A 24,651-nucleotide genomic window follows, 5' to 3' on the forward strand; every position below is an offset into this window, starting at 1 on the left:
AATTGCGTCAAAACAAAGAGATAGAGCGGTTCGCCGTTTCCATGAAACGGTGAAACGCTCTAGACGACCTTACAGTCAAGCTGCCTTGCGCATCCGCTTCGGCAGGAAAGGCACGCGGCCACGCTGCGCCCTCGGCGTCGCCAGGTCGAAAACCGAGCGGTAGAGCCGATCGAGCAGCGCCTTGCGGTCGCGCAGTGGCTCCAGGTCGCTCCATCTCAGCACGTCGCCGACGCGCACCTCGATCGCCTTGCCCGACAGGCGGGCGAACTCGCGGATAAGCAAGGAAAGGCGCAGCGTCAGCGATGTCCTGCCGATAAATTTGGCCACGCGGTTATCGCGCTCGGCCATGTTCATCGGGCCGCTGACGAGGTGGAACAGCCGGCCGTTCTGGCCGGAAAAGTGCATCGGGATGACAGAGGCCTTGGCCTCTTGCACCAGCTTTGCCGGGAACATCTTCCATGGCAGGTCGATGGCACGACCGAAGACCTTGGGCGCGGTGGCCACACCACCTGCGGGGAAGATCACTATGGTGACGCCTTCCTTCAGCAGCCGCACCGCCTCGTGGCGCATCGCCATGTTGTTCTTCAGCGCTTCCTTCGTCTCGGAAAAATCGACAGGCAACGAATAAGGCTCCATCTCGCGGATCCTGAGCAGGTCCTTGTGGATCATGACGCGAAACGGGCGGCCCAGTTGCTCGACAAGCGACAGCACCGCAATGCCGTCGCCGATGCCGAAGGGGTGATTGGCAATGATGACCAGCGGCGTCTCCGGCAGGGCTGCCGGCGGCCACTGAACGGCGTTGCGGACCTTGACGTCGATCAATTCCAACATGCGGCTGAACACGCGATCGCCGGTCGGCACCACCTGGCGGCGCCAAAAGTCATAGAGCACCGCATAGCGGTCGCGGCCCGACAGGCCTTCGACGGAATGGATGAACCACCGCGTCAGCCTCGGCTGATCCGGGTTGGCGTAGGAAAGCTCGGGAAAACGTCGTTCCCGCAGTTTCAGCTTGAGCATGGCGGCTGGTTACAAGGCTGGCGTGACAGGCGTGTGAAAATGGCGGTGGACCACGCCACCGCCCTCTGACTCGTGCTAGTCCTCAGGCCGCGCGACGCTTGCGGTCGGGCGAGACCGCCTCGTCGGAAAGCTGCTTCACAGCATCCTCGAGCTTCAGCGATTCCTGGTCGCGGGAGCCCAGCCGGCGGACATTGACGGTTTCCTCCTCGGCCTCGCGCTTGCCGCAGACGAGGATGACCGGAACCTTGGCGAGCGAATGCTCGCGCACCTTGTAGTTGATCTTTTCGTTGCGAAGGTCGGCTTCGGCGAGCAGCCCCGCGGCCTTCAGCCGCTCGACGACTTTCAGGGCGTATTCATCCGCATCCGAGGTGATCGTCGCCACCACCACCTGCAGCGGCGCGAACCACAGCGGGAAATGGCCGGAATAGTTCTCGATTAGGATGCCGAGGAAGCGCTCCATCGAGCCGCACACGGCGCGATGCACCATCACCGGCTGCTTCTTTTCCGAATCCGAGCCGATATAGAAGGCGCCGAAGCGCTCCGGCAGGTTGAAGTCGACCTGCGTGGTGCCGCACTGCCATTCGCGGCCGATGGCGTCCTTCAGCACATATTCGAATTTCGGTCCGTAGAAAGCGCCCTCGCCCGGATTGATCGAGGTCTTGATGCGGTTGCCGGAGCGCGTGCGGATCGTATCCAGCACATTGCTCATGATCGCCTCGGCATGGTCCCACGCCTCGTCGGTGCCGACGCGCTTGTCCGGCCGCGTCGACAGCTTCACGCTGACCTCGTCGAAGCCGAAATCGGCATAGGTCGACAGGATCAGATCGTTGATGCGCAGACACTCGGCGGCGAGCTGCTCCTCGGTGCAGAAGATATGCGCGTCGTCCTGCGTGAAGCCGCGCACGCGCATCAGCCCGTGCAGCGCGCCGGATGGCTCGTAGCGATGCACATTGCCGAACTCCGCAAGTTTCACGGGCAGTTCTCGGTAAGATTTCAACCCATGCTTGAAGATCTGCACATGGCCTGGACAGTTCATCGGCTTCAGCGCGAAGACGCGGTCGTCGTCGGTATCGTCGCCGGCAACGGTCACCTTGAACATCGCGTCGCGGTACCAGCCCCAGTGTCCCGACGTCTCCCACAGGCTCTTGTCCAGAACCTGCGGCGCGTTGACTTCCTGATAGCCATGCTCGTCCAGGCGGCGGCGCATGTAGTTTATCAGGTTCTGCACCATCTTCCAGCCCTTGGCGTGCCAGAAGACGACGCCCGGGCCTTCTTCCTGGAAATGGAACAGGTCCATCTCGCGGCCGAGCTTGCGGTGGTCGCGCTTCTCGGCCTCCTCCAACAGCGTCTGGTAGGCATCGAGCTGCGCCTGGTCCGCCCACGCGGTACCGTAGATGCGCGTCAGCATCGGATTGTTCGAGTCGCCGCGCCAGTAGGCGCCCGCCACCTTCATCAGCTTGAAGGCATTGCCGATTTGCCCGGTCGAAGCCATATGCGGACCGCGGCAGAGATCGAACCAGTCGCCTTGCGCGTAGATCTTGAGGTCCTGATCCTCGGGAATGGCGTCGATCAGCTCGAGCTTGTAGCGCTCGCCCTTTTCGGCGAAGACCTTCTTCGCCTTCTCGCGCGACCAGACTTCCTTGGTGAACGGCTTGTTGCGCTGGATGATCTCGCGCATCTTCTTCTCGATCACCGGAAAATCGTCCGGTGTGAACGGCTCGTTCCTGGCGAAGTCGTAATAGAACCCGTTCTCGATCACCGGCCCGATGGTCACCTGCGTTCCCGGCCACAGCTCCTGCACGGCCTCGGCCAGCACATGCGCCGTGTCGTGGCGGATAAGCTCGAGCGCGCGCGGATCCTCGCGGGTGATGATCTCGACCTTGCCAGACTTGCCGAGCGGATCGGAAAGATCGCGAAGGGTGCCGTCGAGGCTGTAGGCCACGGCCTTCTTGGCCAACGACTTGGAGATCGACTCGGCAAGGGCCGCACCGGTCATCGCCGCATCGTAGTCACGGACCGAGCCATCGGGAAACGTCAGGGAAACGGAATTTGGCATCATGGTTCTCCTATCCAGTCCCGCAAACGAGCGCGGGTGGTGAAATGCATGTCGCAGGATGCGTTGCCGCATGCAGAGGGTTAGCCGGAGGCGTCCGGCAAGCGGCGCGGTTTTAGAGGCAGTGCCGCGCCAGGTAAAGAGCAGCCGTCAGGAAATGTCGCCAGCGATGTCGCAGGCGCTTCGCACCGGCTTGTGAACGCCGCGTGACGCGGCTTGTATATGAGCATGGAAGACGCCTCACCCAGCCGAACGGCCCTGCGCGTCGCGCGCTTGCGAGCCCTTCATCAATTCTCGCCGCAGGCAGCGCTGTTTCGCGATCCCTATGCGCTCGCGATTCTGGGCGAGGCCGCGCCAGGCGCCGGGGAACTCTCGGAGGAAGACGAGCATGGGCGTCGCATGCGCCTGTTCGTGGCAGCGCGCGCCCGCCTCGCCGAGGACTGGTTGGCGGCGGCCGTTCGGCGTGGTCTCCGACAGGTCGTGGTGCTCGGCGCCGGCCTCGACACCTTCTCGCTGCGCAATCCATATCCAGGCCTCGCGGTGTTCGAGGTCGATCATCCGGCGACGCAGGCCTGGAAGCGCCAACGCCTCGCCGAGGCCGGTCTTGCCGAGCCGGCCGGCGTCACCTTCGTGCCGGTCAATTTCGAACGCCAGAGCCTGGCCGGAGAACTGGCGGCGGCGGGCCTGAAGCCGGATGAGCCGAGCTTCTTCATCTGGCTGGGAGTGGTGCCCTACCTGACGCGCGAAGCGATTTTTGCCACGCTTGGCTACATTGCCGGCGTCGCCGGCTCGGAAGTCGTCTTCGACTACAGCGAGCCGGCCGGGAATCGTGACGCCGCGGGCCGGACGACACTTGCCTTCTATGCAACGCGCGTCGCCGCGATCGGCGAGCCCTGGATCAGTTTCTTTGTTCCCGATGAGCTGGCGAAGTCGCTCGCCGAGCTCGGCTTCGATGATATCGAGGATCTCGATAGTGGCGATGTCGCCGCCCGTTTTGCCAGGACTCCCGAAACCGGCCGCCGCAATTCCGGCGGGCACCTGCTACGAGCCCGCCGCAGCGTTTGAGAAAAACTATTTCACCAGTTGCGGCAAGTCTTTGAGGAAGCTTGCCCGCGTCGCGAGCCCCTTCGGCGTGTCGGTGCGTTTCGTGTCCACGACCAGCCTGGCAAAGACGATCTTTCGGCCGTTCTTCTCGGCCCAACCGACGAACCAGCCGAGCGAGCGCCTGCCATCGTGGCCGAGTCTCGTGCTGCCCGTCTTGCCCTGCACCGTCCAGTCCCCTGCCGTGAAGGTCGGGAGGATCGCCTTGGTCATCTCATGCGCCTTCGCCGACACCGGCACCTTGCTGGCGAGCAGCTGGCGCAGGAACGCCGTCTGCTCGACCGGGGATATTTCGAGCGAGGAATTGATCCAGGATTGCGTGAGGCCATTGTTCTTGCCGGCATCGCCGGAGACATCCTTGTTGCCATAGCCGAGTTTCGAAACATACCCGGCAAATTTTTCGGCGCCGAGCCGCCGCGTGATCTCGCGCGAATACCAGACGATGGAATCGCGTTCCCAGATCGTCGGATCGACGGTTTTCTGGTCGCGCTTTGCCGCCTTGAATTCCTGCTTGTAATCCCAGCTCGGCGTGTGCGCGTCGCTCAGGATTCCGGAATCGTAGCCGATCAGCGCCAGGGTCACCTTGAACGTCGAGGCCGGGCTGACGCGCTTGTCGCAGACGCCATCCTGATAGAGCGTCTCGCCGCTTTGCTGATCCTGGATCAGCGTGCAATGGATGTCGCCGAGCGGCGCCGACTGCGCCCGCACCGGCAGGCCCAGCATCCAGGCCAGCAGGAAAAGGACGATGGCAAAAATGAAGGGATAGCGGTCCATCTGGCGCATGGCGAAGTCACTCCGGTATGAGATTGCGGGAGCGGCTTAGCGAGGCGTCTTGTCTCGATTTTGTCTCAAATTCGCAGTGTTTGTGCAGCTTCGCGTTAACCCTAACAGATCGTAAATTCGGCCTAGAGGATCACTGGCCTGCGAACGGTCTTGCGCTGCTGCGGATCGGACTTTGAAGCGCCTATAGGCCCCTCGCAGCGAACCGGATCTTCATTCGCGGCTTTCGGCACATCGCGCGGCCGAGGCATTATTCCGAGGAATTCGGGCAGCAATCCATCGCCCCGCTTGGCGGCATGGACGTGAAAGGCCAGGAACAGCGACATCACGGGACGACCTCGTCTTTTGGAGGTTCCAGTGTCGCTTCGGCCAGCAGGCGCAGCCACCCGTTTCCGGACGAGCTTCAGCCGTTGGCTTCGCCGCGCTTCTTGCCGATTTGCCAGTAGCGCCAGGGCATGAACCAGACATAGCGCTGGGCGAGCGTCTCCGGCACGCGGTCGATGCCATGCGTTCCGAACGGCCCGCAGCGCAGGATCCGGAACAGTCCCATCCAGCCGCCGGCCCACAGGCCATGGCGGGCGATCGCCTCATGCGCATATTCGGAACAGGTCGGCAGATGCCGGCAGCTGTTGCCGACAAAGCCGGAAAGCGTCAGCTGATAGAGGCGCACGAACGATGTGCCGAGCACGCGCCCGGGTGTCTTGCGCCAGGGCCCCGCCCAGTTGCGCCCGCGCTGGATCGGCCGAGCGCCGTGCGTATGATCGTGATGGTCGCCCATCTCTCCGCAGCCTGTCTTCACTGCGCGATAGATGTGGGCTTCGACGCCGAAACGCAATGCTGTTGCTCTCAAGGCCTTGAGCGCCGAACAGGATGCCTGTCGCTCCACTGGGCGTGGTGAGAAGGAAGATCGCAACGCTCATGGTGGCGGCTCCGCATCCCATGCCACTGGAATGTCGCGATCCGCATGACGTCGTTCAGAATGGCCAGAAGCTCGTTCATGGCAGTAGCTCCTTTGAGCACCGATTAGACTGCCGCTGGCCTTCCTCCTCAAACGAGTATAATTTCCACGTCGGATAACTTGAGGTTATGCGAAATGAAGCGAGGACGGCTGCCGCTGACGGCGCTCAGGAGCTTCGAGACGGCCGGGCGGCATTTGAGCTTCAGCGGGGCGGCGGAGGAGCTTTACGTTTCGCAGGCCGCGATCAGCCGGCAGATTCGCGAGCTCGAAACCTTCCTGCGCCAACCGCTATTTCTGCGCCTGCACCGCCGCGTCGAGCTGACGGATGCAGGGCAGCGGCTGCTCGACCAATTGGTCAGAAGCTTCGACGACATCGACCGGGTGCTTTCGGAGCTAGTGGCGTCGCCGGCGCAATCGGTGGTCCGCGTCAGCGTCGAACCCTCGCTGGCCGCCGTGTGGCTGGTGCCGCGGCTCAATCGCTTTCGCCAGTTGCGGCCCGACATCGACGTATCCCTCGAAGTTGATGCCCGTCCGATCGAGTTCCGCAGCGATCAGCCCGAACTCGCCTTGCGCTTCAGCGCGCACGCCACGTCATGGCCGCGCACAGAGGCCGAGCGTCTGGCTTCGACCGTCGATTCACCGGTTCTGTCGCCGAGGCTGCTGGCGTCGGGCCCTTCCCTGGAAGAGCCGATCGACCTTCGCCATTACACGCTGCTGCACGAGGAAAATCGCCAGGGTTGGGCACGCTGGTTCCAGGCGGCCGGCGTTCCCGCCGACGCTGTCCCCGCGCGTGGCCCGATGCTGGCCGACATCTCGCTTTCGAAGCAGGCAGCGCTGCTCGGCCATGGCGTGGCGCTCGGCGACCTGCTGCAGGTCGGTGAGGACCTCACATCGGGAACCTTGATCAAGCCGTTCGATATCGATGTCGCATCGGGCGCTTACTGGTTGGTGGCAAGGAGCCTGAAAGATTTGCCGGAACCCGCCAGGGCGTTCGCCGACTGGATCCGAAGCGAATTCGCTGCGAAAAGGGAAGCGGCCTGAGCGCCCTCCCTACGCCGCCTGTCCGGCGCGTTTCCTCTCGATCTGGCCGATCGCGTCAACCACCGCGTCGAAGGTCAGCATGGTCGAGGCATGGCGCGCCTTGTAGTCGCGCACCGGCTCCAGATATTTGAGGTCGGCGAAGCGACCTTCCGGCGGCGCGCCGTTCTCCTTCAGCATCTTCAGCATGGTCTCGCGCACGGCACGCAACTCGTCGGCCCTGGCGCCCACCACATGCTGGGCCATGATCGAGGACGAGGCCTGGCCGAGCGCGCAGGCCTTCACGTCATGCGCGAAATCGGTGACCACATCGCCGTCCATCTTGAGGTCGACGGTAACGGTCGAGCCGCACAATTTGGAATGCGCCCTGGCCGTCGCGTCGGCATCATCAAGCCGGCCGATCCGCCCGATGTTTCCGGCGAAGCCGAGAATTTTCGCATTGTAGACGTCGTCGATCATATTTTTCCAATCCGTCGCCGCCGAGCGAACAGGCTTTGCCGCTCTCGCGTCTTCCTTTCGCTCCGCCAGAACCATATATAATGGTGGCAGTCGGGCATCGACAAGGCGATGACAAGCCATTGTCCCTGCCCACATGTTCACGCCGCTTGCGGGATGGAAATGGGCGATTTTCACCCAAAAGGTCGTGGTCCGTTCAACTCGTTCCACCTTTGAGTGGGACTACGGGAGACGCCTTTATGGATGCCGTCATCAAGAAAATCATGCCCCCATCCGAATATATGGAAAAGCCGGTCACCGACCGGCCGACCGAGGCCGAGGTCGAGGCTGCCGTGCGCACGCTGCTGCGCTGGACCGGCGACAATCCGGACCGCGAAGGCCTGATCGACACGCCCAAGCGTGTCACCAAGGCCTTCCGCGAAATGTTCAACGGCTATGACATGTGCGCGGCCGACGAGCTCGGCCGCACCTTCGAGGAAGTTGCGGGCTATGACGATCTCGTTATCGTCAGGAACATAAAATTTCATTCCCACTGCGAGCACCACATGGTGCCGATTATCGGCAAGGCGCACGTCGGCTATCTGCCGGACGGCAAGGTCGTCGGCCTGTCCAAGATCGCGCGCGTCGTCGACATCTTCGCGCACCGTCTGCAGACGCAGGAGGCAATGACCGCGCAGATCGCCGGCGTCATTCAGGACGTGCTCAACCCGCGCGGCGTCGCCGTCATGCTCGAGGCCGAGCATATGTGCATGGCCATGCGCGGCATCCGCAAGCAGGATTCGACGACCCTGACCTCGACGTTCACCGGCGTCTTCAAGGACGCGCCCGAGGAGCAGGTCCGCTTCGTCACCATGGTGCGCGCCGGCGGCTGATGACCGACCGTCGCCGGCCAAACATATAAGGACCGGCGATGTCGGCACTGCAATTTCCACAAGCTCCGTCAGACAAAAAAGCGCTGGAGGAAGGCTCCGTCCTTTCTCCGCGCTTCGACGCTGCGGGCCTCGTCACCGTCGTCGTGACGGATGCCGCGGACGGCATGCTTTTGATGGTCGCGCATATGAATGCCGAGGCGCTGGCGCTGACGCTTGAAACCGGCATCGCCCATTACTGGTCGCGCTCGCGCAGCGCGCTGTGGAAGAAAGGCGAGACGTCGGGCAATTTCCAGCACGTCGTCGAGATGCGCACGGATTGTGACCAAGACGCGATATGGTTGCGCGTCAAAGTGTTGGGCCACGACGCAACTTGTCACACCGGTCGGCGTTCCTGCTTTTATCGGACGGTGGGATTCAACGACGGCAAGGCGACGCTTGCCGACGATGGCAGCAAGCCGCTGTTCGATGCGGAAAAGACGTATCGGAAGCCGGTGTGAACCATTCAATATTCACAAACCACTCAGATTCACTATTCTCAAATATCCTTTTGGTAGAAGGGATATGGGACAAGGGAGATCGTGATGCTCGAATGGGCGTCATTGCGCAGCAAACCTGACGTTCGGGAGGCCAACGGTCCCTCCTCGTCCGGCGGCGCGCCCGGTCCGAAACCACCGATGAAGACAGGCATCTCGTTGGCGCTCGGCGGCGGCTGTGCGCGCGGCTGGGCCCATATCGGCGTGCTTCGCGCGCTTGACGAAGCCGGCATCGAAGTGTCGATGATCGCCGGCACATCGGTCGGCGCCCTGGTCGGCGGCTGCTACCTGGCCGGCAAGCTCGACGAGCTGGAGGAGTTCGCCAGGAGCCTGACCAAGCGGCGCATCTTCGGCCTTCTCGATCTCAATCTGCGCGGCAGCGGGCTATTCGGCGGCATGAAGCTCGACCAGCGCCTGCGCGAGCATCTCGACGGCGCCCGCTTCGATGACCTGTCGAAGCCCTTCGTCGCCGTCGCTTCCGAAATCCGCACCGGCCACGAGATCTGGCTGTCGAGCGGCTCGCTTGTCACCGCCATGCGCGCGTCCTATGCGCTGCCCGGCGTCTTCGAGCCGGTGGCCTGCAACGGCCGCGTGTTGGTCGACGGCGCGCTGGTCAATCCGGTGCCGGTCTCGGTCTGCCGCGCCTATGAGCAGCCGCTGGTCGTGGCCGTCAACCTGCATTACGACCTGTTCGGACGCGCCGCCGTCATCAAGCACAGCGCCGGCGAGCTGGTCGTCGAGAACGATGCGCCGCGCCCCGGCCAGGTCAATTCCCAGTCGCACCAGAGCCGCCTTGGCATCACCGGCGTCATGGTCGAGGCCTTCAACATCATCCAGGACCGTATTTCGCGCGCCCGCCTCGCCGGAGACCCGCCGGACATGTCGCTGCAGCCGAAGCTCAGCCATATCGGCCTGACGGAATTCCACCGCGCCGACGAGGCGATCAGCATTGGTTACCAGGCGACGAAGTCGCAGATCAACGAACTGACCCGCCTGCAGTCCGTTCTGGTCTGAATTCCGTCGTTACGCTAAGGCCGCATCGCTGATACGAAATTGCACCGTGCGGTTTCCGTTCCAGTAATTGCCCGACAGCGAGCCGGCGATATGCACGGTCCTGCCCCTGTTTTTGAACAGGAACTCGCCAAGCGCCGTGTCGACGGCACGGAAGGCGATCGCCTGGATGTTGCCGCCGCTTTGCGATTGCAGGTCGACGCGGATGTGATTGGTGCCGATCGCCCGCGCGTCGGTCAGCCGGTGGCGCGGCAGCACGAACACCGGCGCGATATGCCCGGCGCCGAACGGCCCCGCTTTCTCGAGCGCGTCGAGCAGCGCGATGGTGGCGCCCTCGGCGGCCAAGGCCCCGTCGATCGCCAGGCTTTCCTCGTTCTGCAGCCGGAAGACATCGGCCGCGGCGCGCTCCTCGAAAAAGGCGCGCAGATCGCCGAGTTTCGCGCGTTCGACGGTGATGCCGGCGGCCATCGCATGGCCGCCGCCCTTGACGATCAGCCCGGCTTCGGCCGCCTCGCGCACCAGCCGGCCGAGATCGAAGCCGGTCACCGAACGCCCGGAGCCGGTGCCGATGCCGGTCGAATTGAAGGCGATGGCAAAGGCCGGCCGGCGCGCATAATCCTTGAGCCGCGAAGCGATCAGCCCGACGATGCCGGGATGCCAGCTGTTGCTGGCGGTCACGATGATGGCCGGACCATTGCCGCCGGCAAGTTCCGCGTCGGCTTCGGCGCGCGCCTGCGCCAGCATCTCCTGTTCCATCTGCTGCCGTTCCTGGTTCAGCCGGTCGAGCGTCTCGGCGATGCTTGCCGCCTCGACGGGATCGTCGGTGGCCAAAAGCCGGCTGCCGAGCGCGGCATCGCCGATGCGGCCGCCGGCATTGATGCGCGGTCCAATCAGGAAGGAGAGGTGGAAGGTGTTGATCGGTTCGCCGATGCGCGAGACCCGCGCCAGCGCCGCCAGCCCCTCATTCTTCTGCTGACGCGCCACCTGCAATCCCTTGACCACGAAGGCCCGGTTGACGCCGGTGAGCGGCACCACGTCGCAGACCGTCGCCAGCGCGACGAGATCGAGCAGCGAAAGCAGATCCGGTGGCGCGGCGTTCGGCAGCCTTTCGCGCAGCACCTTCGCCGTCTGCACCAGGCACAGGAAGACAGCGCCGGCGGCGCAAAGGTGGCTTTGCCCTGACAAGTCGTCCTCGCGATTGGGATTGACCAGCGCGTCGGCCGCCGGAAGCGGCCCGCCGACCTGGTGATGGTCGAGCACCACGACGTCGGCGCCCGCCTGCTTGGCCGCCTCGATCGAGGTCGCGCTGTTGGTGCCGCAGTCGACCGTGACGATCAGCTTCGCGCCGCGCGAGATCAGCTCGCGCATCGCCTCCGGATTGGGTCCGTAGCCTTCGAAGATGCGGTCCGGGATGTAGATTTCCGATGGCACCGAAAAATGCGTGAGAAAGCGCTTGACGAGCGCCGACGAGGCGGCGCCGTCGACATCATAGTCGCCGAAGATCGCCACTTTCTCGCCGGCGATGATCGCGTCCGCCAGCCGCACTGCCGCCTTCTCCATATCGGTCAGCGATGCCGGATTTGGCAAAAGGTCGCGGATGGTCGGGTCGAGGAAGCGCTCGGTCTGCTCAGCGGTCACGCCGCGCCCGGCAAGCACCCGGGCCACGACGTCCGGCACGCCGTGGCCCTGCGCGATGGCCAAAGCGGCCATGTCCTGCCGCTCGGTCAGCCGGTGTTCCCAGGAAACACCGGTCGCCGATTGCCTGACATCGAGGAAGAACCGTTTCTCGCCCGTCATGCGACGCGCCGTCTGCACATCATGACTGCGCAGATATCAACACGCGGCGGCCGGAGCAATTCCGGGAACCCACGCAATCCGGGGAAAAGTGTGGAACGGTTTTCTCTGGACGGCGCGCGATGCGTTCAAGCGCGGTGGCGCGCCTTGATCTCGCGCACCGTGCGCGAGGATGAGCGCAGCACTATGGTGTGGGTGGTGATGAAGGTGCGGCCGAACTTCACCCCGTCGAGCAGATTGCCGTCGGTGACGCCGGTCGCCGCGAACAGCACGTCGCCGCGCGCCATGTCCTGCGCGCGATAGACGCGCTTCGGGTCGGAAATGCCCATCTTCTCAGCCCGCGCCACCTTCTCGGGTGTATCGAGGATCAGCCGGCCCAGCATCTGCCCGCCGGTGCAGCGAAGTGCGGCCGCGGCCAGCACGCCTTCAGGCGCGCCGCCGGTGCCGAGATAGATGTCGATGCCGGTCTCGTCCGGATCGGTGGTGTGGATGACACCGGCGACATCGCCGTCGCCGATCAGTCGGATCGCCGCGCCCGTGGCGCGCACCGCATCGATCAGCTTGGCGTGACGCGGCCGGTCGAGGATGCAGGCGGTGATGTCGGAGACGGCCACGCCCTTGGCCTTGGCCAGGTTGGCGAGGTTTTCCGCCGGCGAGGCGTCGATATCGATCAGCCCTTCCGGATAGCCGGGACCGATCGCGATCTTGTCCATATAGACGTCGGGCGCGAACAGCAGGCTGCCCTTCTCGGCAATGGCGATGACGGCCAGCGCGTTGGGCAGGTTCTTGGCGCAGATCGTCGTGCCTTCGAGCGGGTCGAGCGCGATGTCGACGGCCGGGCCTGTGCCGGTGCCGACCTCCTCGCCGATATAGAGCATCGGCGCCTCGTCGCGCTCGCCCTCCCCGATCACAACCGTGCCTTTGATGGCGAGGCGATTGAGCTCCTGGCGCATCGCGTCGACCGCCACCTGGTCGGCGGCCTTCTCATCGCCGCGCCCACGCAGCCTGGCGGCCGCCACAGCCGCGCGTTCGGTCACGCGCACGACTTCCATGGTGAGGATCCGGTCGAGACCGGCCGCGATGTTCTGGGCGATGTTCATGGATGGGCATTCCTCGTTGTCATGAGAGCAGTTCAGGTCCGAACCGCTCTAATTGTTGTTTCGAGCAATTCCAGAACTCCTGAGTACCGAAATTGCTCCGCCTCCCGCCAGAGGCGCGCCTCTTCTGGCAAAGCTCCATGACAACGGCAAGACCGGCTGTGCCACTTTCTGAAAGGACAGCAAAATCAATCGATTAAAGACGGATTGCGACTAGCTCTATTCCGCCCGTTCGATGCGGATCACCTGCGGCTTGTCGGTCAGATGACCGTCCTTGGTGATGCCTTCCACGGCCTTGCGCACCGCCGCTTCCGTCGTTTCGTGGGTGACGAGGATAACCGTCTTTTGCGCCTGCATTTCCGCGCCGACCGCCTGCTGGACGATCGATTCCAGCGAGATGTCGTTGTCGGCCATGCGCTTGGCGATGGCCGCGAAGACACCGGTGCGGTCATGCACGGTAAGCCGGATGAAGTAGCCGCCGGCATGGCTGCGCATCTGCGCTTTCTTATAAGGCTTCAACTCCTTCGCCGGCCAGCCGAACACCGGAGCATGCTGGAAGCCGGGCCGGCTCTTGGCGATATCGGCAATGTCGCCGATCACGGCCGAGGCGGTCGCGTTGCCGCCGGCACCAGGGCCCGAAAGCAGAAGCTCGCCCAGAATGTCGGTCTCGATCGCCACCGCGTTGGTGACGCCATGCACCTGCGCGATGACCGAGGCCGTCGGCACCATCGTCGGATGGACGCGCTGCTCGATGCCGCTGTCGGTGCGCTGCGCGACGCCGAGCAGCTTGATGCGGTAACCGAGATCGGCGGCCGCGCGGATGTCGGCCTGGGTGATGTTGGAGATGCCTTCCATATAGATGTCGTTGGCGGCGATCCTGGTGCCGAAGGCCAGGCTGGTCAGGATCGACAATTTGTGCGCCGTGTCGTGGCCTTCGATGTCGAAGGTCGGATCGGCCTCGGCATAGCCCAGCCGCTGCGCGTCCTTGAGGCAGGCGTCGAAGCAAATGCCTTCGGCCTCCATGCGGGTCAGGATGTAGTTGCAGGTGCCGTTGAGGATGCCAAAGACGCGCGTCACCGCGTTGCCGGCCATCGCCTCGCGCATCGTCTTGATGACCGGGATGCCGCCGGCCACCGCCGCTTCGTAGTTGAGCAGCACGCCCTTCTTCTCGGCGATCTCGGCAAGCGCCACGCCATGCTTGGCAAGCAGCGCCTTGTTGGCGGTGACGACATGCCGCCCGGCCTCCAGCGCCGCCTTCACCGACTGCCGCGCGGGCCCCTCGTCGCCGCCGATCAACTCGACGAAGACATCGATGTCGGCCTTTTCAGCCAGCTTCACCGGATCGTCGAACCATGTCGCGGCGCTGAGATCGATGCCGCGGTCGCGCTTCGCATCGCGGGCGGAGACGGCCGTCACGACGATGTCGCGACCGCACTGGCGGGTGAGCTCGGCCGCCTTGTCGCGCAGCACGCGCGCCACCGAGGCGCCAACCGTGCCGAGGCCGGCAATTCCAACACGCAACGCTTCAGCCATGTCCGGCGACGCCCCCTCAAACTCAATAAATGTCAGGCAAATTCAGCGGCGCGCGGCGAGCGGCACCACATTGTTGGGCTGCTTGGCGGTGGTCGCGAGGAACTTCTTGATGTTGCGCGCCGCCTGGCGGATGCGGTGCTCGTTTTCGACCAGCGCCACGCGCACATAGTCGTCGCCATGCTCGCCGAAGCCGACGCCCGGCGCCACCGCGACATCGGCATGCTCGATCAGCAGCTTGGAGAATTCGAGGGAGCCGAGATGCCGGAACTGTTCGGGGATCGGCGCCCAGGCGAACATCGAGGCCGCCGGCGCTGGAATGGTCCAGCCGGCGCGGCTGAAGGAATCGACCATCACATCGCGGCGCTTGTGGTAGACCTCGCGCACCTCGGCGATGTCGGCGCCGTCGCCGTTGAGCGCATGCGCGGCCGCCACCTGGATCGGCGTGAACGCGCCGTAGTCGAGATAGGACTTCACGCGAGTCAGCGCCGCGATCAGCCGCTCGTTGCCGACGGCAAAACCCATGCGCCAGCCGGGCATGGAGAAGGTCTTCGACATCGAGGTGAACTCGACACAGACATCCATCGCGCCCGGCACCTGCAGCACCGAAGGCGGCGGATTGCCGTCGAAATAGATTTCCGAATAAGCTAGATCCGACAGGATGATGATGTCGTTCTTCTTCGCGAAGGCGACCACATCCTTGTAGAAGTCGAGCGAAGCGACGAGCGCCGTCGGGTTCGACGGATAGTTGAGGATCAGCGCCAGCGGCTTCGGGATCGAGTGACGGATGCCGCGCTCGACCGCCGGGATGAAGCCGTCATCGGGCTCGACCTGCAGCGAGCGGATGACGCCGCCCGACATGATGAAGCCGAAGGCATGGATCGGATAGGTCGGGTTGGGGCAGAGGATGACGTCGCCGGGCGCGGTGATCGCCTGCGCCATGTTGGCGAAGCCTTCCTTCGAGCCAAGCGTCGCCACCACCTGCGTGTCGGGATTGAGCTTCACGCCGAAGCGGCGCTGATAGTAACTCGCCTGGGCGCGGCGCAGGCCTGGAATGCCGCGCGAGGACGAATAGCGATGCGTGCGCGGATCGCGCACCACTTCGCACAATTTGTCGACGATGGCCTTCGGCGTCGGCAGGTCCGGATTGCCCATGCCAAGGTCGATGATGTCGGCGCCGCGCGAACGGGCGCTGGCCTTCAGCCGGTTGACCTGCTCGAAGACATAGGGCGGAAGCCGGCGGACCTTGTGAAATTCTTCCATTTCAGTTCCAGACCATCAGAGTTTCGGCGCGCGATATAAACCTAATTGCAGTTAGGGTCGAGGGCGGGGTCGCATTTGCCCTCGATCTGCTTCAGCGTGTCGCCGCCATGCGTCTTGGCCAGGGTGCTGAGCGCCGCTGAATTCGCCGGCGGCTTGACGCCTTTGCCCTTGGAAAGCTGCGCCTGCTCCTCGGCCTTGAGCTGCGCGAGATTAGCGGCGGTCTCTTCCTTGGTGAGTTGCTTGGCGGCCACCTGCGGCGGGATGTTGAGGTTCGGATAGGAGCCGGTGTCCTTCGGGCCTTCGGTCAGGGCCGTCGGCGCCGCATTGTTCGTTCCGGTACTGGTGCAGCCGCCGGCAGGCAAAAGCACGCCGACCAGTCCAGCGACGACCGCCATGCGGCAAATCGAACCCGGCCTGAGAAAAAAAGTCCCGCCAACATTAATCGTCATATTGTTTTCCTGGCAGCCGGGTTACAGCGAATTGGACCCGGTCAGATGTCCCATGGTAATATGTCAAGAAAACGCTCCGGGAGGAACCCCGCGAACCATGTCCAAACCTGACGATTCGGACAAAGCGGAAAATGGCGGACCTTCGGCCATCGAGCAATATCTGGTGAAGGACCCCGAGCGCTTCGCCTTGAACATGGCGCGCATGGTCGAGCAGGCAGGCAAGGCGGCTTCCGCCTGGGCCGAGCCGCGCGAGAAGGGCGAGGTGCGCGATCATGTCGCCGAGCCCGTCGTCGACATGGTCAAGACCTTCTCCAAGCTCTCGGAGTACTGGCTGGGCGACCCGCAACGCGCGCTCGAAGCGCAGACGCGGCTGTTTGCCGGCTATATGACCGTCTGGGCGAACGCCATCCAGAAGGTGACGCCCAACGCCGAAGCCGCCGACGATGCGGTCAAGCCGGAGCGGGGCGACAAGCGCTTCCAGGATCCGGAATGGGGCCGCAATGCCTTCTTCGACTTCCTGAAACAGGCCTATCTCGTCACCTCGCGCTGGGCGAACGAGCTTGTCGAGCATGCCGAGGGCCTGGACGAGCACACCCGCCACAAGGCGAGCTTCTACGTCAAGCAGGTGTCCAACGCGATCGCGCCGTCGAACTTCATCCTGACCAATCCGGAGCTGTTCCGCGAAACGGTCGCCTCGAACGGCGAGAACCTGGTGCGCGGCATGAAGATGCTGGCCGAGGACATCGCCGCCGGCAAGGGCGACCTGAAGCTGCGCCAGGCGGACTACACGCCCTTCGAAATCGGCAAGAACATCGCTACCACGCCCGGCAAGGTCGTCGGTCGCAGCGATGTCGCCGAGATCATCCAATATGATCCCGTGACGGAAACGGTGCTGAAGCGGCCGCTGTTGATCTGCCCCCCTTGGATCAACAAATACTATATCCTCGACCTCAACCCGCAAAAATCCTTCATCCGCTGGGCGATCGAGCAGGGCCACACAGTCTTCGTCATCTCCTGGATCAACCCGGACGAACGCCACGGCGCCAAGGGCTGGGAGGCCTATATCCGCGAGGGCCTGCAATATGGCCTGGACACGGTCGAAAAGGCGACCGGCGAGAGCGGCGTCAACGCCATCGGCTACTGCGTCGGCGGCACGCTGCTGGCTGCCGCGCTGGCGCTATTGGCACAAGAAGGCGACCACCGCATCAAATCGGCCACCTTCTTCACCACGCAGGTCGACTTCACCTATGCCGGCGACCTCAAAGTCTTCGTCGACGAGGATCAGGTTGCCGCCGTCGAGCGCTCGATGAGCGAAAAAGGCTATCTCGAAGGCACCAAGATGGCGACCGCCTTCAACATGCTGCGCTCGGGCGATCTGATCTGGCCCTATGTCGTCAACAACTACATGCGTGGCAAGGAGCCCCTGCCCTTCGACCTGCTCTACTGGAACTCCGATTCCACGCGCATGGCGGCGGCCAACCACTCCTTCTATCTGCGCAACTGCTATCTCGAGAACAATCTCTCGCGCGGCGTGATGGAACTTGCCGGTCGCACCGTCTCGCTGGCAGACATCACCATCCCGGTCTACAACCTGGCCACGAAAGAGGACCACATCGCGCCGGCGCTGTCGGTGTTTCTGGGATCGCAGTTCTTCGGCGGCGACGTCGAGTACGTGATGGCGGGTTCCGGCCACATCGCCGGCGTCGTCAACCCGCCCGCGGCCAAGAAATATCAGTACTGGACCGGCGGCAAGCCGGTGGGCGACTTCAATGCCTGGCTTGCCGCGGCGCACGAGCATCCGGGCTCCTGGTGGACGCACTGGCAGCACTGGATCGAGAAGCAAGACGACATCCGCGTACCTGCCCGCAAGCCCGGCAAGCGTATGAAAACCTTGGGAGATGCGCCGGGCACCTATGTCAAGGTGCGTGTGTAACGAACTGTAATGTCTGGTGAGTTGACGGGCCGCCAAAACAGCGCGAAATGGTGGCGTCAATCGTTTTAGCGGCCTCAAATCACCTTCCGACGCAGAATAATTCCGAGGCTTGCAGATTCGACACATATCCCGTTTCCGGTTGGGAACAGGAGGGTTATCGCGACGCGGTTCTGGAGTGGCGTGGCGGTGACGAACCGACCGGATACCGAGGGGGAATTTGTTTTGAAATCAGCAGGTTGGCGTCTAGGACGAAGGGAGAGTTGCAGCATTGCGGCAGCGCTCTTCTCCGTGCTTCTCGCATCCTGCACATCGACCGGCGACCCCACCATGTCGGTCGTCTCGCCTGCCTACAATTCAACCGCAGGTGAAATGAGCGCGACGTCCGGCGCCAAGACCGCGACCGCCACCGATTCGTCGGCTCAGGCAGCGTCCGCGACCACCGATGCGGCAGCGACCGTGATGAGCGAAGCCGACACGCCTTTGCCCGAAAAGGTCGCCTACGTGCCGGAAACCAGGCCGCAAGCCGCCTTCCCCGCCGTCGCCGTGCCCGCGGGCGCCGACACGATCGCCGGCAACACGCCGCAACCGCTGGTTCAGCCGGCGCAGACAGCGGAACAGACGCAAACCGCCGCCCAGCAGGTCGCCGCCGGAGATGCCGCCGCCGTCGCGTCGAAGGCGCAGGCGACGACGCAAACCATGAACAACGGCGTCTACGTGACCGCGGGAGAGCCGACGCAGCCGCAGATCGCCGCGCCGAAGAAGGGCCTGTTCGCTTCGCTGTTCAGCACCGCGCCGGCCTCCGCCGCGCCCGCGCCGCTGATCAATTCGCGCTCCGGCGACCAACCGGCGGCGCAGGCCAAGGCCGCAACCGCCGCGCCCGCCCCTGCCAAGCCGATCGTTGAGCTGGCCTCGGCGACGCCGGCCACAAAGCCGGTGCAGATCGCCTCGCTCGACGACCCGAGCTATCACATCACCGGCGCCGATGCCCTTCCCGGCGTGCGCCAGACGGCGCTGTTCGAGATCAAGCGCAAGTCCGGCATCGACGACGAGAGCGACGTCGACCTCAACGAGGATGAGGGCGGCGGTTCCTACCAGGTGGCGTCGGCCGCCGGTATGGCGAGGCTCGCGCCCAACGGCCTCTTGAAGCAGAACGAAAGCGTGGACGTCGCGTGCCTGAAACCGTCGCTGGTGCGGGTGCTGAAGACGATCGAAGGCCATTTCGGCCGCAAGATGATCGTCACCTCCGGCTATCGCGATCCTTCGCGCAACCGCCGCGCCAACGGCGCCAAGAACTCGCTGCATATGTACTGCGCCGCCGCCGACATCCAGGTGCCCGGCGTGTCGAAGTGGGAACTGGCGAACTACGTCCGCGCGATGCCCGGCCGTGGCGGCGTCGGCACCTACTGCCACACCGAATCCGTCCATATCGACGTCGGTCCCGAGCGCGACTGGAACTGGCGCTGTCGCCGCCGCAGCGGCGGTGGGGAAGACGGCTGAGCCCGCCTGCCCTTCTGCCGCGCTCGCACTCACGAGCCACCTTTTTCGCCTTAAATCAGGCCTTTCACAGCGCCGTGAAAAAAGTTGTCGCATGTGGCGACAGATGGGTTGCCGGTTGCCAACAACGCAATTATAAGCCGCTTCGTCTGAGCGCGCCCATCGTCTAGCGGTTAGGACACCGCCCTTTCACGGCGGTAACAGGGGTTCGATTCCCCTTGGGCGTACCAGACCTTTCAGCCATTTAGCACCAGCCGCACTGAAACCGATGGCGATGGGCAAAGGCAATGACCGACACCAGTCAATGGCCGGCGGTCCCGGTCTATAAGCCTCGTGACTATCTCCGCATCCTGGAGCTTTCAGCAACCGGCGATCTGCCGGCGACCTGGGAGGATTGGTGGGAGCTTTTCAAGCGTCCGACGCTGAGCAGCGCCGCCGCGGCTCGCCCGCAATCAGGGTAAAGATCCATGCCGGCAAATTCAAAGCCTGGCTTCAGGCCAACTCGCGTTCGTCGTCGGAACAGACCCGGCAGCAATTCGCTCAGCAACGGCTGGATATGAAACGAGCCCGGCGGGCAGAGCGTCGAATTCCGAAACTGCCCTCGCCTCCGTCTTGGGGGCAAGCGCCGGCCCTTCCATCACATCGGATTCATCGACCGTTAGAGATACTCGCCTATCTCCTGTTGGCCATCGCAATCGGTTCCGTCCTGGTGGCCATTTGGGATGGCTGGCGCGGCTGGAGTTTACGTGAGTTACCCGATTGGCCACTCCCCTAAGCGGTGCGCTGCCGTGCTGCAGCTACGCCGCGCGATCCTGAACAATGGTCGGTCAGCTGCCATCGAGGAGATTCAGCCTGCCCTCTCGAAGCGGAAACGCGCCGTTAACGTCGTTGGCAGTCGCCGGCAGCCGACTGCAGCTCGAAAGTGTAGGGTTCAGCCGGCTCCCAACGGTGGAGGCGCGAATGAACCTGCTTCGAACAGCGCTCCTGTGCGGGGCAATGACCGGCCTCGTGGGGTTGCAGCCCGTCCGCGCCGAGGATCAGCCTGCCCAGCCGAATGAGCCGGCAACTCAACAGCGCCCGGCCATTCACTGCCAGGGGCAGAATTGTTTGCCGCCGAAGGACGACCCGGCCCTGGAGTGCAAAGGGCAGGATTGCACGCCGGCTCCGGCGACCGACCAGCCGGCCGGCCCGGTGATTGAAAAGGTCAAGTAAGCAAGGTCGGCGTCCTCGGCGCCGAGCGGTCAGCTTAACCCGCCATCGATTCCGTCCTGTAAAGCCGCGTCTCGATCGCCACCGACTGTATGGCCCTCAACAAGGCGCTTGGTGGCGGCTGGGACGGCGCGGTCGACACTGCCAGGCCCGAAATCGTCGATGTTGCCAGCGGCCCGCGGCTGGCGACAAAGACCCAGTAAGCGGCGAGCTGACTATGTCGATTCTGCTGTTGACAGCCCGAACAAATCTCCGTGAGTCATGGCCGCAAGCAATCAGCCACTATATAACAATAACAACGGCTTCGAGGTAATGAGATGTCAGGCGCCTACGATCTGGGAACCAATCTTGTCCGCCGAATCTACGAAAAGCGCATAGATGCGCCGGCGATCCTTGATGCCGGAACGCATTTTCCCAATGCGGCGAAGTTCACCGCCGCCTGGCAGGACATCCGCGACGAGGCGCTGGCGGCGAAGCTGAACAAGGCGCCGCGCTTCCACGACATCATGCCGGAGCAGGCCGACATCTCCGCCAATGACGGCCTCGACTGGCGCATGTTCGTGCTCAAGGCCTATGACATGACGGTGCCGGAAAACCTCGCGCGCATGCCGGTGCTGAGCCGGCTGCTCACCGAATGCCCCGAGGTCAAATCGGCGGCCGTCTCATTTCTCGCTCCGCGCAAGCATATCCCCGCCCATCGCGGCCCCTTTCGCGGCATCATGCGCTTCCATCTGGGCCTGGTCATTCCGAAACAACAGGACGGCCGGCCGGCAACGATCATGATGATCAATCACGAGGAACGGCGCATTGCCGATGGCGAATGCATGCTGTGGGACGACACGTTCGAGCACGAAGTCATGAACAACTCCGACCAGCCGCGCGTCGCGCTCCTCCTCGATGTCTGGCGCCCGAAGATGCCGCTCGACATGGAAATACTGTCGCGCGTGATCGTGCGCGGCGTGCAGGTCGGCATGCGCTACCGGGGCGTGTCTTTCGGCGGGTGAAAGCTGCGATCGGGTCTACGCCCGCGCCTCGCGATACGTCCCTGCCCCGCCGCCACGCTTGCCGGGAAACATCGCGTCCCTCGCCAGCAGGCCGCTGACACGGCAGAAAGCCGCGAAGGCGCGGCAGGCTTCCTCGGTGCTGGTGATATCGACCGTCGCTCCGAAGCAGGCGTTGAACGCGGCCTCGTAGAGCTTGCCTTGCCTGCGCTTCGGCCAGTCCTGCAGGAAATCGAGCGCCTGCTCGGCGCTGTAGATTTCCTCGACGGGCAGGCCGGGCGCGGGCGTGATGCGCACCGGCACCTCGAATTGCAGTCTGTCCATTCCCTGTCTCCCGAACTGGCGCAGCCCCGGCAACGCCGCTCGTTGTGAAAAGTTGCTTTGACGGCCTTCTGACCCAGGAATGTGACCTCAGTGCGGTGAAGAATCGCCTTACAGGTGCGGAGGATCGGACAAGGCGATGCAACCCGCATCGCCCTGCCCCATGCCCTGTTCCCTGTGACGCCGCTACTGGTTGGCCGGATCCGTCTCGGCGTCATAGGCCATGCGCGTGACCAGCATCAGCAGATAGGCGGACGGCGCTGCGAACAGTGCGCCGAGCACCATCGCCGCCGTTCCTTCCATACGAAGGGTAGCGGCGACGGCCCAGTAGACGGTGCCGATGCAGATGATCGCCTGGACTGCCAGAAAGGAGGCCGCCGCGGCCGCCCGCGTCAGTGTCTTGAACGTCTTGATGCGTTGCATTGAATGATATCCGAACTGCGCGCACACGACCGACGGACGGCCAGCGGCCGTCGCCGGATCGCGACGCGATGAAAAGGTTTTTGGTTTGAGTGCCGCGCCTTGCGGCCGAGCCTTATGCGGCAGGTGGCGCGCGCGGCTGGTTGGTGCGCGAAGCCGTTGCGCTTGCCGATGCGGCCGCGGCGCCCATCTCGGCCGGCAAAGCCTGGCCGACAATCAGAAAATCGGATGCGGGCGCGAGCGCGCCCGGATTGCCGTTGACGAGCTTTACGGGGAGCGGCCGGCTGGCCCGAACCTCAAGCGCCTGCGCCTTGCCGGTTGTTCTGAGCAGCGCGATCGTGTCACCCTGGCGGGCGGCGCTGATGCTTGAGCCACCCTGGAGCGAGACGGCCGACGCGGAAATTTCGGCCTGAGCGAAGCTCAGCAGCGCGAGCATCAGCAGCGCCATCAGGCCCGCGCAGGCGCTCCTGACAGACGGCAGCTTCGATCTTTCGCGTTCAGGTGCCGCCAAGGCAATCTCCCGATATCAGGACCCGCCCTAGCCCATGGGCCGGCCAAAGGAAAGCCGCAATGGACGCCGCGATCGCACTTCGTCCTTGAACCTTGCGGCTTCCGGTGCCAAATCTGGTGCAGATTTTCGCTCCCGGCTCCTGGGGGCCAACGCCGGCAAACGGACAAAAATGGTTACCTATCTCGACGCCTCCACGGCCCCGCTTCGCAACACCGGCCAAATAAGGCTCTATGGCGAGGAAGGCTTTGCCGGCATGCGCAAGGCATGCGACCTCACCGCGCGCTGCCTCGACGAGCTCGTTGCGATGGTGAAGCCCGGCGTGACGACCGAGGCGATCGACCGCTTCGTCTTCGAGTTCGGCATGGATCATGGCGCGCTGCCGGCAACGCTCAACTACCGCGGCTACACCAAGTCGTCCTGCACCTCGATCAACCATGTCGTCTGCCATGGCATCCCCGACAACAAACCGCTGAAGGAAGGCGACATCGTCAACATCGACGTCACCTATATCCTCGACGGCTGGCACGGCGATTCCTCGCGCATGTATCCGGTGGGCACGATCAAGCGTGCCGCCGAGCGCCTGCTCGAGGTGACCTATGAGTGCTTGATGCGCGGCATCGCCGCGATCAAGCCCGGTGCCCGCACCGGCGCCATCGGCGCCGCAATCCAGACCTATGCCGAGGCCGAGCGCTGCTCGGTGGTGCGCGACTTCTGCGGCCACGGCGTCGGCCAGCTTTTCCACGATGCGCCGAACATCCTGCACTACGGCACCGCCAACGAAGGCGTCGAAATGCGGCCGGGCATGATTTTCACCGTCGAGCCGATGATCAATCTCGGCCGCCCGCATGTGAAGGTGCTCTCCGACGGCTGGACGGCAGTGACGCGAGACCGCTCGCTGTCGGCGCAATACGAGCACACGATCGGCGTCACCGACACCGGCTGTGAGATCTTCACCCTGTCGCCGAAAAAGCTCGACCGCCCCGGTTTGCCGGCCTAGGCTTCACCCGAAGCCTTGGGGTGAGCAGGCATGGGCAAAGTCGACGACGAGCGGGCGTTCTTTTCCGAAGCTTGGATCGAGCCACAAAAGCCCCTGAAAAAGGCAGCGGCGGTGGAAGAAAAGCCGCACTATCACGGCCATCGCGACCGCCTGCGCGAACGCTTTACGGCTGGCGGTCCGGACGCCCTGCCCGACTATGAGCTGCTCGAGCTCCTGCTTTTCCGGCTCATCCCGCGCGTCGACACCAAGCCAATCGCCAAGGCGCTGATCGCCCGCTTCGGCTCGCTGGCCGAAGTGCTCGGCGCGCCGCCATCCCTGCTTGAGGAGGTCAAAGGCATCGGCCCGACGGTCGCGACCGACCTCAAGATCATCGCCGCCACTGCCCAGCGCATGGCGCGCGGCGAGGTGCGCGGCCGCGAAGTCCTGTCCAACTGGACGCAACTGCTCGACTATTGCCGCTCAGCCATGGCCTTCGAGGCCTGCGAACAGTTCCGCATCCTGTTCCTCGACAAGAAGAACGGGCTGATCGCGGACGAGGTTCAGCAGACCGGCACCGTCGACCACACGCCGGTCTATCCGCGCGAGGTGGTGAAGCGCGCGCTCGAGCTCTCCGCCAGCGCCGTCATCCTGGTCCACAACCATCCTTCGGGAGATCCCACACCTTCCCGCGCGGACATCGAGATGACCAAGCAGATCATCGATACGGCCAAGCCCCTCGGTATTTCCGTGCACGACCACATCATCATCGGCCGCAAGGGCAACGCCTCGATGAAGGGCCTGCTGCTGATCTGAAAATAGGAAGACCGACATGCT

26 protein-coding genes and 1 tRNA gene are annotated in these 24,651 nt (G+C 63.9%); 13 read left to right on the plus strand and 14 right to left on the minus strand.

Annotated features, from left to right (window positions below):
- Positions 1-75: 75 nt before the first annotated feature.
- Both EN869_RS17400 and thrS read right to left on the minus strand, forming a co-directional pair.
- A complete protein-coding gene (locus EN869_RS17400; RefSeq protein WP_127227178.1) occupies positions 76-1,017 on the minus strand; it encodes a 1-acyl-sn-glycerol-3-phosphate acyltransferase in 942 nt (313 codons plus the stop codon).
- Between the two features lie 82 nt (positions 1,018-1,099).
- Positions 1,100-3,073, minus strand: coding sequence for a threonine--tRNA ligase (thrS, locus tag EN869_RS17405; protein WP_127227177.1), 1,974 nt, complete (start codon positions 3,071-3,073; stop codon positions 1,100-1,102).
- 219 nt (positions 3,074-3,292) lie between these two features.
- On the opposite strand from thrS, the gene EN869_RS17410 reads away from it, so the two are divergent.
- Complete coding sequence (locus EN869_RS17410; protein WP_245489342.1) at positions 3,293-4,135, plus strand: SAM-dependent methyltransferase; 843 nt, start codon at positions 3,293-3,295, stop codon at positions 4,133-4,135.
- 6 nt (positions 4,136-4,141) lie between these two features.
- Here EN869_RS17410 and blaOXA read toward each other — a convergent pair whose 3' ends face one another.
- The 3 genes from blaOXA to yidD all read right to left on the minus strand — a co-directional run bounded on the left by blaOXA (position 4,142) and on the right by yidD (position 5,729).
- The gene (gene blaOXA / locus EN869_RS17415) at positions 4,142-4,954 is read right to left on the minus strand and encodes a class D beta-lactamase (protein ID WP_127227176.1); all 813 of its coding nucleotides are present in this window, start codon (positions 4,952-4,954) and stop codon (positions 4,142-4,144) included.
- Between the two features lie 122 nt (positions 4,955-5,076).
- The gene (locus EN869_RS17420; protein WP_127394944.1) at positions 5,077-5,280 is read right to left on the minus strand and encodes a hypothetical protein; all 204 of its coding nucleotides are present in this window, start codon (positions 5,278-5,280) and stop codon (positions 5,077-5,079) included.
- A 74-nt stretch (positions 5,281-5,354) separates the two neighbouring features.
- On the minus strand, positions 5,355-5,729 hold the full coding sequence (gene yidD / locus EN869_RS17425; RefSeq protein WP_127227255.1) for a membrane protein insertion efficiency factor YidD: 375 nt from the start codon (positions 5,727-5,729) through the stop codon (positions 5,355-5,357).
- 315 nt (positions 5,730-6,044) lie between these two features.
- On the opposite strand from yidD, the gene EN869_RS17430 reads away from it, so the two are divergent.
- Positions 6,045-6,950, plus strand: coding sequence for a LysR substrate-binding domain-containing protein (locus EN869_RS17430; protein WP_127227174.1), 906 nt, complete (start codon positions 6,045-6,047; stop codon positions 6,948-6,950).
- 9 nt (positions 6,951-6,959) lie between these two features.
- On the opposite strand, the gene EN869_RS17435 is transcribed toward EN869_RS17430, so the two are convergent.
- A complete protein-coding gene (locus tag EN869_RS17435; protein WP_127227173.1) occupies positions 6,960-7,406 on the minus strand; it encodes an iron-sulfur cluster assembly scaffold protein in 447 nt (148 codons plus the stop codon).
- Between the two features lie 236 nt (positions 7,407-7,642).
- On the opposite strand from EN869_RS17435, the gene folE reads away from it, so the two are divergent.
- From folE to EN869_RS17450, 3 genes are all read left to right on the plus strand, one after another.
- Positions 7,643-8,275 (plus strand): GTP cyclohydrolase I FolE, encoded by a 633-nt coding sequence (gene folE / locus EN869_RS17440; protein ID WP_127227172.1) that lies wholly within the window; start codon positions 7,643-7,645, stop codon positions 8,273-8,275.
- Positions 8,276-8,313: 38 nt separating this feature from the next.
- The gene (gene hisI, locus EN869_RS17445) at positions 8,314-8,772 is read left to right on the plus strand and encodes a phosphoribosyl-AMP cyclohydrolase (protein ID WP_127227171.1); all 459 of its coding nucleotides are present in this window, start codon (positions 8,314-8,316) and stop codon (positions 8,770-8,772) included.
- Between the two features lie 84 nt (positions 8,773-8,856).
- Positions 8,857-9,822: a patatin family protein gene (locus tag EN869_RS17450; protein ID WP_127227170.1), complete on the plus strand. Its 966-nt coding sequence runs from the start codon at positions 8,857-8,859 to the stop codon at positions 9,820-9,822.
- A gap of 9 nt (positions 9,823-9,831) precedes the next feature.
- Here the strand turns inward: EN869_RS17450 and recJ are convergent, their stop codons facing one another.
- From recJ to EN869_RS17475, 5 genes are all read right to left on the minus strand, one after another.
- Positions 9,832-11,616, minus strand: a complete 1,785-nt coding sequence (gene recJ / locus EN869_RS17455; protein ID WP_127227169.1) for a single-stranded-DNA-specific exonuclease RecJ — start codon at positions 11,614-11,616, stop codon at positions 9,832-9,834.
- Between the two features lie 125 nt (positions 11,617-11,741).
- Entirely contained in the window at positions 11,742-12,713 is a 972-nt protein-coding gene (glpX, locus tag EN869_RS17460; protein WP_127227168.1) for a class II fructose-bisphosphatase, read from the minus strand.
- Positions 12,714-12,929: 216 nt separating this feature from the next.
- Complete coding sequence (locus tag EN869_RS17465; RefSeq protein WP_127227167.1) at positions 12,930-14,243, minus strand: homoserine dehydrogenase; 1,314 nt, start codon at positions 14,241-14,243, stop codon at positions 12,930-12,932.
- A 42-nt stretch (positions 14,244-14,285) separates the two neighbouring features.
- Positions 14,286-15,503, minus strand: coding sequence for an LL-diaminopimelate aminotransferase (locus EN869_RS17470; RefSeq protein WP_127227166.1), 1,218 nt, complete (start codon positions 15,501-15,503; stop codon positions 14,286-14,288).
- 41 nt (positions 15,504-15,544) lie between these two features.
- Complete coding sequence (locus EN869_RS17475; protein ID WP_245489341.1) at positions 15,545-15,898, minus strand: hypothetical protein; 354 nt, start codon at positions 15,896-15,898, stop codon at positions 15,545-15,547.
- A gap of 151 nt (positions 15,899-16,049) precedes the next feature.
- On the opposite strand from EN869_RS17475, the gene phaC reads away from it, so the two are divergent.
- The 6 genes from phaC to EN869_RS17500 all read left to right on the plus strand — a co-directional run bounded on the left by phaC (position 16,050) and on the right by EN869_RS17500 (position 21,592).
- Positions 16,050-17,885 carry a class I poly(R)-hydroxyalkanoic acid synthase gene (gene phaC, locus EN869_RS17480; RefSeq protein ID WP_127227165.1) on the plus strand — a complete coding sequence of 612 codons (1,836 nt, stop codon included), beginning with the start codon at positions 16,050-16,052 and terminating at the stop codon, positions 17,883-17,885.
- 369 nt (positions 17,886-18,254) lie between these two features.
- Positions 18,255-19,382 carry a YcbK family protein gene (locus EN869_RS17485; RefSeq protein ID WP_245489340.1) on the plus strand — a complete coding sequence of 376 codons (1,128 nt, stop codon included), beginning with the start codon at positions 18,255-18,257 and terminating at the stop codon, positions 19,380-19,382.
- A 152-nt stretch (positions 19,383-19,534) separates the two neighbouring features.
- Positions 19,535-19,609: transfer RNA gene (locus EN869_RS17490), tRNA-Glu, on the plus strand.
- Between the two features lie 57 nt (positions 19,610-19,666).
- Complete coding sequence (locus tag EN869_RS34440) at positions 19,667-19,840, plus strand: hypothetical protein (protein WP_167506923.1); 174 nt, start codon at positions 19,667-19,669, stop codon at positions 19,838-19,840.
- Positions 19,841-20,339: 499 nt separating this feature from the next.
- Positions 20,340-20,591: a hypothetical protein gene (locus tag EN869_RS17495; RefSeq protein ID WP_127227163.1), complete on the plus strand. Its 252-nt coding sequence runs from the start codon at positions 20,340-20,342 to the stop codon at positions 20,589-20,591.
- Between the two features lie 314 nt (positions 20,592-20,905).
- Entirely contained in the window at positions 20,906-21,592 is a 687-nt protein-coding gene (locus EN869_RS17500) for an aspartyl/asparaginyl beta-hydroxylase domain-containing protein (RefSeq protein ID WP_127227162.1), read from the plus strand.
- Between the two features lie 15 nt (positions 21,593-21,607).
- Here EN869_RS17500 and EN869_RS17505 read toward each other — a convergent pair whose 3' ends face one another.
- The 3 genes from EN869_RS17505 to EN869_RS17515 form a co-directional block, all read right to left on the minus strand.
- Entirely contained in the window at positions 21,608-21,913 is a 306-nt protein-coding gene (locus EN869_RS17505; RefSeq protein WP_127227161.1) for a DUF982 domain-containing protein, read from the minus strand.
- Positions 21,914-22,096: 183 nt separating this feature from the next.
- Positions 22,097-22,333 (minus strand): hypothetical protein, encoded by a 237-nt coding sequence (locus EN869_RS17510; RefSeq protein ID WP_127227160.1) that lies wholly within the window; start codon positions 22,331-22,333, stop codon positions 22,097-22,099.
- Between the two features lie 112 nt (positions 22,334-22,445).
- Complete coding sequence (locus EN869_RS17515) at positions 22,446-22,778, minus strand: hypothetical protein (protein WP_127227159.1); 333 nt, start codon at positions 22,776-22,778, stop codon at positions 22,446-22,448.
- Between the two features lie 232 nt (positions 22,779-23,010).
- Here EN869_RS17515 and map point away from each other — a divergent pair, with 232 nt between their 5' ends.
- Positions 23,011-23,838: a type I methionyl aminopeptidase gene (map, locus tag EN869_RS17520; RefSeq protein WP_127227158.1), complete on the plus strand. Its 828-nt coding sequence runs from the start codon at positions 23,011-23,013 to the stop codon at positions 23,836-23,838.
- 30 nt (positions 23,839-23,868) lie between these two features.
- Positions 23,869-24,630, plus strand: a complete 762-nt coding sequence (gene radC / locus EN869_RS17525; RefSeq protein ID WP_127227157.1) for a DNA repair protein RadC — start codon at positions 23,869-23,871, stop codon at positions 24,628-24,630.
- Positions 24,631-24,651: the final 21 nt, after the last annotated feature.

The organism is Mesorhizobium sp. M2D.F.Ca.ET.226.01.1.1 (assembly GCF_004022705.2).
Classification (GTDB): domain Bacteria; phylum Pseudomonadota; class Alphaproteobacteria; order Rhizobiales; family Rhizobiaceae; genus Mesorhizobium.

Bases quoted from the DNA above. Each gene is read 5' to 3' on its own strand.
- EN869_RS17400 (WP_127227178.1), bottom strand. From the start codon at position 1,017: ATGCTCAAGCTGAAACTGCGGGAACGACGTTTTCCCGAGCTTTCCTAC.
- thrS (WP_127227177.1), bottom strand. From the start codon at position 3,073: ATGCCAAATTCCGTTTCCCTGACGTTTCCCGATGGCTCGGTCCGTGAC.
- EN869_RS17410 (WP_245489342.1), top strand. From the start codon at position 3,293: ATGAGCATGGAAGACGCCTCACCCAGCCGAACGGCCCTGCGCGTCGCG.
- blaOXA (WP_127227176.1), bottom strand. From the start codon at position 4,954: ATGCGCCAGATGGACCGCTATCCCTTCATTTTTGCCATCGTCCTTTTC.
- yidD (WP_127227255.1), bottom strand. From the start codon at position 5,729: ATGGGCGACCATCACGATCATACGCACGGCGCTCGGCCGATCCAGCGC.
- EN869_RS17430 (WP_127227174.1), top strand. From the start codon at position 6,045: ATGAAGCGAGGACGGCTGCCGCTGACGGCGCTCAGGAGCTTCGAGACG.
- EN869_RS17435 (WP_127227173.1), bottom strand. From the start codon at position 7,406: ATGATCGACGACGTCTACAATGCGAAAATTCTCGGCTTCGCCGGAAAC.
- folE (WP_127227172.1), top strand. From the start codon at position 7,643: ATGGATGCCGTCATCAAGAAAATCATGCCCCCATCCGAATATATGGAA.
- hisI (WP_127227171.1), top strand. From the start codon at position 8,314: ATGTCGGCACTGCAATTTCCACAAGCTCCGTCAGACAAAAAAGCGCTG.
- EN869_RS17450 (WP_127227170.1), top strand. From the start codon at position 8,857: ATGCTCGAATGGGCGTCATTGCGCAGCAAACCTGACGTTCGGGAGGCC.
- recJ (WP_127227169.1), bottom strand. From the start codon at position 11,616: ATGACGGGCGAGAAACGGTTCTTCCTCGATGTCAGGCAATCGGCGACC.
- glpX (WP_127227168.1), bottom strand. From the start codon at position 12,713: ATGAACATCGCCCAGAACATCGCGGCCGGTCTCGACCGGATCCTCACC.
- EN869_RS17465 (WP_127227167.1), bottom strand. From the start codon at position 14,243: ATGGCTGAAGCGTTGCGTGTTGGAATTGCCGGCCTCGGCACGGTTGGC.
- EN869_RS17470 (WP_127227166.1), bottom strand. From the start codon at position 15,503: ATGGAAGAATTTCACAAGGTCCGCCGGCTTCCGCCCTATGTCTTCGAG.
- EN869_RS17475 (WP_245489341.1), bottom strand. From the start codon at position 15,898: ATGGCGGTCGTCGCTGGACTGGTCGGCGTGCTTTTGCCTGCCGGCGGC.
- phaC (WP_127227165.1), top strand. From the start codon at position 16,050: ATGTCCAAACCTGACGATTCGGACAAAGCGGAAAATGGCGGACCTTCG.
- EN869_RS17485 (WP_245489340.1), top strand. From the start codon at position 18,255: ATGAGCGCGACGTCCGGCGCCAAGACCGCGACCGCCACCGATTCGTCG.
- EN869_RS34440 (WP_167506923.1), top strand. From the start codon at position 19,667: ATGACCGACACCAGTCAATGGCCGGCGGTCCCGGTCTATAAGCCTCGT.
- EN869_RS17495 (WP_127227163.1), top strand. From the start codon at position 20,340: ATGAACCTGCTTCGAACAGCGCTCCTGTGCGGGGCAATGACCGGCCTC.
- EN869_RS17500 (WP_127227162.1), top strand. From the start codon at position 20,906: ATGTCAGGCGCCTACGATCTGGGAACCAATCTTGTCCGCCGAATCTAC.
- EN869_RS17505 (WP_127227161.1), bottom strand. From the start codon at position 21,913: ATGGACAGACTGCAATTCGAGGTGCCGGTGCGCATCACGCCCGCGCCC.
- EN869_RS17510 (WP_127227160.1), bottom strand. From the start codon at position 22,333: ATGCAACGCATCAAGACGTTCAAGACACTGACGCGGGCGGCCGCGGCG.
- EN869_RS17515 (WP_127227159.1), bottom strand. From the start codon at position 22,778: ATGGCGCTGCTGATGCTCGCGCTGCTGAGCTTCGCTCAGGCCGAAATT.
- map (WP_127227158.1), top strand. From the start codon at position 23,011: ATGGTTACCTATCTCGACGCCTCCACGGCCCCGCTTCGCAACACCGGC.
- radC (WP_127227157.1), top strand. From the start codon at position 23,869: ATGGGCAAAGTCGACGACGAGCGGGCGTTCTTTTCCGAAGCTTGGATC.